This is a genomic window from Mycobacterium sp. 852002-51971_SCH5477799-a (assembly GCF_001667145.1).
Taxonomy (GTDB): Bacteria; Actinomycetota; Actinomycetes; order Mycobacteriales; family Mycobacteriaceae; genus Mycobacterium.
In genome coordinates, this window is record NZ_LZIF01000039.1 from 111136 (window position 1) to 118259 (window position 7124).

At 67.2% G+C, this 7124-nt stretch carries 6 protein-coding genes and 1 pseudogene; 4 read left to right on the forward strand and 3 right to left on the reverse strand.

The features are described 5' to 3' along the window. Window positions 1-34 precede the first annotated feature (34 nt). Window positions 35-1150: an NAD-dependent epimerase/dehydratase family protein gene (locus A5753_RS04075; RefSeq protein ID WP_067123689.1), complete on the forward strand. Its 1116-nt coding sequence runs from the start codon at window positions 35-37 to the stop codon at window positions 1148-1150. A gap of 16 nt (window positions 1151-1166) precedes the next feature. Here the strand turns inward: A5753_RS04075 and A5753_RS04080 are convergent, their stop codons facing one another. From A5753_RS04080 to A5753_RS04090, 3 genes are read right to left on the reverse strand one after another with little or no spacing between them, the layout of a single operon-like run. Next, window positions 1167-2708 (reverse strand): carboxylesterase/lipase family protein, encoded by a 1542-nt coding sequence (locus tag A5753_RS04080; RefSeq protein ID WP_067123691.1) that lies wholly within the window; start codon window positions 2706-2708, stop codon window positions 1167-1169. A 25-nt stretch (window positions 2709-2733) separates the two neighbouring features. After that, a complete protein-coding gene (locus A5753_RS04085; RefSeq protein WP_067123693.1) occupies window positions 2734-3531 on the reverse strand; it encodes a dienelactone hydrolase family protein in 798 nt (265 codons plus the stop codon). 31 nt (window positions 3532-3562) lie between these two features. Then, complete coding sequence (locus A5753_RS04090) at window positions 3563-4261, reverse strand: DUF4245 domain-containing protein (RefSeq protein ID WP_067123695.1); 699 nt, start codon at window positions 4259-4261, stop codon at window positions 3563-3565. 55 nt (window positions 4262-4316) lie between these two features. Between A5753_RS04090 and glpX the strand changes: the two genes are divergently transcribed. From glpX to A5753_RS24715, 3 genes and pseudogenes are all read left to right on the forward strand, one after another. Beyond that, window positions 4317-5396, forward strand: coding sequence for a class II fructose-bisphosphatase (gene glpX / locus A5753_RS04095; RefSeq protein WP_156655932.1), 1080 nt, complete (start codon window positions 4317-4319; stop codon window positions 5394-5396). Between the two features lie 33 nt (window positions 5397-5429). Beyond that, window positions 5430-6836: a class II fumarate hydratase gene (locus A5753_RS04100; protein WP_067123696.1), complete on the forward strand. Its 1407-nt coding sequence runs from the start codon at window positions 5430-5432 to the stop codon at window positions 6834-6836. A 53-nt stretch (window positions 6837-6889) separates the two neighbouring features. Then, a pseudogene (locus A5753_RS24715) lies at window positions 6890-7124 on the forward strand (hypothetical protein); the annotation flags it as partial.

Here is a 7124-nt window from a genome sequence, read left to right on the forward strand (position 1 = left end):
AAAATTTCTTCCCAAACTGGAACACGTTTCAGTTATGCTTTCGGCCATGGGTGATGCATCACTGACGGCCGAACTCGGCCGCGTCCTGGTCACCGGGGGCTCCGGATTCGTCGGCGCCAACCTGGTGTCCACCTTGCTCGACCGCGGACATCAGGTCCGCTCCTTCGACCGCGCGCCCTCGCCGCTGCCACCACATCCACAGCTCGAGGTGCTGCAGGGCGACATCACCGACACGGCGGTGTGCGCCCAAGCGGTCGACGGCATTGACACCGTCTTTCACACCGCGGCGATCATCGACCTGATGGGCGGCGCATCGGTGACCGACGAGTACCGGCAGCGCAGCTTCGGAGTCAATGTCGGCGGCACCGAGAACCTGGTCCGGGCCGGGCAGGCCGCCGGGGTGCAGCGCTTCGTCTACACCTCGTCCAACAGCGTCGTCATGGGCGGCCAGAACATCACCGGCGGCGACGAGACGCTGCCTTACACCAACCGGTTCAACGACCTCTACACCGAGACCAAAGTGATCGCCGAACGATTCGTCCTGGGCCAGAACGGCGTTGACGGCCTGTTGACGTGCGCGATTCGACCCAGTGGCATCTGGGGCCGCGGCGATCAAACGATGTTTCGCAAGCTGTTCGAAAGCGTGATCGCCGGCCACGTCAAGGTGCTGATCGGGCGCAAGTCGGCCCGGTTGGATAACTCGTACGTGCACAACCTGATTCACGGTTTCATCCTGGCGGCGCAACACCTGGCCCCCGGCGGCACCGCGCCCGGCCAGGCCTACTTCATCAACGATGCCGAGCCGATCAACATGTTCGAGTTCGCCAGGCCGGTGGTCGAGGCCTGCGGGGAGAAGTGGCCGCGGGTCCGGGTGAACGGCCCCATCGTGCGCGCGGCGATGACGGGTTGGCAGCGGCTGCATTTCCGGTTCGGAATACCGGCGCCGCTGCTCGAGCCGCTCGCCGTCGAGCGGCTGTATCTGGACAATTTCTTCTCGATCGCGAAAGCGTCCCGCGATCTCGGGTACCAACCCTTGTTCAATACCGAGCAGGCGCTGGCGGAATGCCTGTCGTACTACGTCGACATGTTCCACGAAATGAAGCGACAGGCCTTGGCGGGCAAGGCCTCCGCGGCACCGGCCGGCAGATAGCACTAGAACCGACCGCCTAGCGGAAGCTCACCATCTCGCTGCCCCAGGCCGCGCGGATGCTGGCGTCGACATCGCGCTCGATGGCGTCACGGCGATCGATGATCAGACAGGAACGCTCGTCCGTATACGGCGTCCATTCCGGCTCACCGGCGGGCCCCGCCGGCGTGGCGTGCGCGGCGAAGTTGATCCATCGGGTCCGCACCCTCTTGGACACCGCCTTCGCGGACTTGGTGCCGCCCAGCATCAGCGTGGGATCCTTGGGCGCACCGAGAGTGCCCCAGACGTAAGGCAATTCGGTGGCATGGGCGGCCCCGACCATCGTCAGCTTCAGCAATGGGGTGGCGTAATCGAACCGGTAGAGATACACCGGCGCCACGCGGGCGTGCCCCTCGGCGAGCCACACCGACGGCATCCGGAACCCGACGTCCGTCGCGATGCTCAAACTCCGTGCCCGACGCCGCAATCCCGTATACGTCGAGACTATCTCCTCTTCGGTGGGCAACTGCAGATCGGGTTGTTCGGCGGCGATCTGGTTGAACAACGACGTGATCGCCCTCGGAGTGATCGGCATGAGCGGCGACCTGAGCAACCGGAAAAGCATCGCCTCGTGCTTGTTGGTGCCGATGATCAGCGGGACCGGATTTGAGCGGCCCGCTTGCGCCAGCTTGACGGGGTAGTCGGTCAGGATGTCGCCGTCGACGATCGGGACGAACGCGAGCGTTCCCGGGTTGCGCGCCGGCACTTCGTCGAACACCCGTTGCGACGCGGTTAGGATCACGCTCAACGGGATCTCCACCAGCCGTTGGGATTCCGACGGGGTGAGCCCGAGCCGGTCGAGGATGGCCCGCGCCACCCGTCCCGCACGTTCGCGGTCGTACACCGAAGTGGCCGGCGAACTTTGCGCGATCGCCCGGGCGAACAGACCCTCGGCCGCAGGGCTGGCCAGCAGCGTGGTGACGATGCCGGCTCCGGCGGACTCGCCGAACAGCGTGACCCGCTGCGGATCGCCGCCGAAGCCAGCGATGTTGTCGCGCACCCACTCCAGCGCCGCCAGCACGTCGCGCAGCCCCACGTTCGAGTCGAAAGCCGGGCCTGCGCCCTCGAACGATGACATGTCGAGAAAGCCCAGCACGCCAAGCCGATAGTTGACGGTCACCACGACGACGTCGCCGTGGCTGACCAGTCTTCGTCCGTCGTAGAGCGTCTGGCTGCTCGACCCCAGGACGTAGGCGCCTCCGTGCACCCACACCATCACCGGTTTGGCGTCACCCGGCTTGGTGTCAGCAGACGTCCAAACGTTGAGCCGCAGGCAATCTTCGCCCTGCGGCGCGCCCAAATCCAATGGCAGGTTGGGAAATCTCGGTTGCGGGCAGGCCGGCCCGAATGCGGTGGCGTCGGCGACCTCGGTCCACCGCGCGGGCGGTTGGGGCGCCCGGAACCGCAGCTCGCCGACGGGAGCGGCCGCATACCGAACGCCCTTCCACGCCTTGACGCCCTGCTCTTCGGCGCCGCGGACCGGGCCGTAGTTGGTTTCGACCACCAGGTCGTCGATTGCCATGCGCGTGCAGGATCTCCTGAGAAACCTAGAAAAGGCGTTGGGTGAGGAACTCGACCACTCGCTTGCGGGCCTCGTAGGCGGGGTGGCCGTCGACTTCGCGGACCTCGTCGGTGAGCACCGAGTGCGCCATCTTGCCGAAGCCGTGCTGATTGCCGGGGCCCGAATCGATGTCGATCACGTCGAAGGCGTCACCGAGGCGGTCCTTGAGCGTCGCGAACCGCTCGCCGGGCGCCATCTTGTCCTCGCTGAACCGCAGGCCCATGGCGCACAGGCCATCATTGGCGCACCGGCCGGCCACGGTGGCCAGCTCCGATTCGCTCAGGCCGGGGTCGCGGCGCCGCGCGGCGCCCAGCGGAAACGGGACCGACGGCTGCGACAGCACCGGCGCCAGCACGCTGTCGTCGACCGCGGCGGCCAGCGCGAACCCGCCGGTGAAGCATTGGCCGATCACGCCGACACCCTGGCCCGGCGTCGATGCGTTGAGATCACCGGCCAGCGCGCGCAGGAACAGCGCCACCGGCCGCTGCTTGTTAAGCGCGAGCGCCGCGAATTCCCTTGCCACACAAGCCCTCCCGATGGCGCCGAGGAGGTAGCCGGGTGTCTTGGCCTTGCCTGGCTCGCCGAACAGCGACGGCATGGCGACGGTGAAGCCGTTGTCCACCAGGTGATTACCCAGGGCGAGCACACCGGGATGAATGCCGGGAATCTCGGGAATCAGCACCACCCCGGGGCCGGTGCCCTTGCGGTACACGTCATGGGTGTATCCGCCACCGCTGAACGGTGCCACCGACCATCCGGACAGATCAGCCTCTGGTGCAGTCACCTTGACAGAATTCCTTCGCTCGCGCGGTGAGTTAACGGCTCGGCAACGGCAGTTGCGATTGCGTTGCCGACGCCAGCGTACGGAACTGATCGGTGTTTCCGGCGCCGGTTATCGCGATTTGGGTGGCGCCGCCCGGAGCGCTGAGCCGGGTCGTCCACACCGGCTCGGCGTCCGCGCCGTCTTGGCCGGAACCCTGATAGACCACCCAACTGGTTCCGCCGACATCGACCGCTCCGCTCGGGTAGGCCGATGGATGGATCGAATTGACGAGCTTGTCCTCGTCGGCGTTGCTCTGGGTCAGGCTCAGATACATTCCGGTCGGACCGATGTAACCGACGACCGAGATGGGGGCGTTCACTCGTTGACCGCTCGCCGGGTCGGTCCGTCCGCCCTGGATACCGCCGCGGTGGCCGGAGTTGGCCTGCCACCCCGCGGGAAGCCGCGGTTGCCGGACCGGAAAGCCGAGCGCGGACGCGTCGGCACGCAGGGCCGCGCCCGCGTCATACGACGGGACGGGGCCTTGGTGGCTGCCGAGCTGAAACGAGCACATGCCCAGCATCCCCGCCAGCACCACGCACCCGATGACCAGCGGAATCAGGGACCAGAACATGTCCCGGCCGTCCTGCAACAACCGCGGTTTCGCCGGCCTGGGGGCCGGTCCGGCCTGCGGAGAAGGCGCGCCGGCCACGTTCCCATCGAGCTGGGCGTTCAGCGGCGGCTCCTCCGTCATTCCCCAAGTATCCCAGTTCCAGCGGACCGATCCGCTTCTGGGACAATCGACAACCATGACAGTTGAGGGCGACCGCTCGACCGCCACCTCCGGCCGGGCCCCAGCGCAGGGCCGACCGCGTGGTGAGGCTCCGGATCGCAACCTGGCTCTGGAACTGGTGCGGGTCACCGAGGCCGGGGCCATGGCCGCAGGTCGCTGGGTCGGACGTGGCGACAAAGAGGGTGGCGACGGGGCGGCCGTCGACGCGATGCGCGAGCTGGTCAACACAGTGTCGATGCGCGGCGTCGTCGTCATCGGCGAGGGCGAGAAGGACCACGCTCCGATGCTGTACAACGGCGAGGAGGTCGGCAACGGTGACGGCGCCGACTGCGACTTCGCGGTAGATCCGATCGACGGCACCACGCTGATGAGCAAGGGCATGCCCAACGCCATTTCGGTGCTGGCGGTCGCCGACCGCGGCGCGATGTTCGACCCGTCGGCGGTGTTCTACATGAACAAGATCGCCGTCGGTCCCGAGGCCGCGCATGTGCTCGACATCACCGCCCCGATCTCCGAGAACATCAAGGCCGTCGCCAAGGTCAAGGCGCTCTCGGTGCGCGACATGACGGTGTGCATCCTGGACCGGCCACGGCACGCCAAGCTGATCGAGGACGTGCGGACCACCGGAGCCCGGATCCGGCTGATCACCGACGGCGACGTCGCCGGCGCGATCTCGGCATGCCGGCCGCACTCGGGCACCGACATGCTGGCCGGGATCGGTGGCACACCCGAAGGCATCATCGCCGCCGCCGCCATCCGCTGTATGGGCGGCGCCATCCAGGCTCAGCTGGCTCCCACGGACAACGAGGAACGCCAGAAGGCCATCGACGCCGGCTACGACCTCGACCAGGTGCTGACCACCGAGGACCTGGTGTCCGGCGACAACGTGTTCTTCTGCGCCACCGGGGTCACCAACGGCGACCTGCTCAAGGGCGTGCAGTACTACCCCGGCGGCTGCACCACGCAGTCGATCGTCATGCGGTCGAAGTCGGGAACCGTCCGGATGATCGAGGCCTACCACCGGCTTTCGAAACTCAACGAGTACTCCGCCATCGACTTCACCGGCGATACCTCCGCCGCCTATCCCCTACCCTGACCACTACATCGAAGAACGAGGAACCCACACCCGATGGCCACTGACGACGCCGAGTACCGCATCGAGCACGACACCATGGGCGAGGTCCGGGTGCCCGCAAAAGCGTTGTGGCGCGCCCAAACTCAGCGCGCGGTCGAGAACTTCCCGATCTCGGGCCGCGGCCTGGAGCGCACCCAGATCCGCGCGTTGGGCTTGCTCAAAGGCGCTTGCGCGCAAGTCAACAAGGACCTTGGGCTGCTGGCGCCGGAGAAGGCCGACGCGATCATCGCCGCGGCGGCCGAGATCGCCGACGGCCGGCACGACGACCAGTTCCCCATCGATGTCTTCCAGACCGGTTCGGGCACCAGCTCCAACATGAACACCAACGAGGTGATCGCCAGCATCGCCGCCGCCAACGGCGTGACGGTGCACCCCAACGACGACGTCAACATGTCGCAGTCATCGAACGACACCTTCCCCACTGCAACCCACATCGCGGCCACCGAGGCCGCCGTGCGTCATCTCATCCCGGCGCTCGAGGTGCTGCATGACGCCCTGGCCGGCAAGGCCCGCGAGTGGCACACCGTGGTCAAGTCGGGCCGCACCCACCTGATGGACGCCGTCCCGGTGACGCTCGGTCAGGAATTCAGCGGATATGCCCGCCAGGTCGAGGCGGGCATCGAACGAGTGCGCGCCACGCTGCCGCGCCTGGGTGAACTGGCGATCGGTGGCACCGCGGTCGGCACCGGGCTGAACGCGCCCGACGGTTTCGGCGCGAAGGTCGTCGAAACGCTGGTCACCTCCACTGGCTTGAGCGAATTACGCACGGCGGCAAATTCATTCGAGGCGCAGGCGGCGCGCGACGGGCTGGTCGAGGCTTCCGGCGCGCTGCGGACCATCGCGGTGTCGCTGACCAAGATCGCCAACGACGTTCGCTGGATGGGGTCGGGCCCGCTGACCGGCCTGGCCGAGATCCAGCTGCCCGACCTGCAGCCGGGCAGCTCGATCATGCCCGGCAAGGTGAACCCCGTTCTGCCCGAGGCCGTTACACAGGTCGCCGCACAGGTGATCGGCAACGACGCCGCGGTCGCGTGGGGCGGTGGCAACGGTGCGTTCGAGCTCAACGTCTACATCCCGATGATGGCCCGCAACATCCTCGAGTCCTTCAAGCTGCTGACTAACGTGTCGAAGCTGTTCGCCGAGCGCTGCATCACCGGGCTGGCCGCCAATGTCGAACACCTGCGCGAGCTGGCCGAGTCGTCGCCGTCCATCGTGACGCCGCTGAACTCGGCGATCGGCTACGAGGAGGCCGCCGCAGTGGCCAAACAAGCGCTCAAGGAGCGCAAGACGATTCGTCAGACCGTGATCGATCGCGGCCTGATCGGCGACAAGTTGTCGATCGACGAACTCGACCGGCGGCTCGATGTGCTGGCGATGGCCAAGGTCAAGCCCGAAGAGTGAACCCGCCGTCATCCGGTGACGGCTGTGGTCGACGAGAGTAAGGGTGGTTTTCCATGACGGCTCCTCCCGGCGGTCCCTACGGCCAGGGATCCTACGGAAGCAATCCGTATGGGCAGGACCCGAATTGGGGTGGCCAACCGCCGGGCGGGTCCGGTCCGTATCCGCAGGGCGGCCCCGGTCCGTATCCGCAGGGCGGCCCCGGTCCGTATCCGCCGGGCGGGCCTGGTCCCTACCCGCCGGGCGGACCCGGTCCCTACCATTCGGGTGGCGCGTACCCGTACCCCCCGA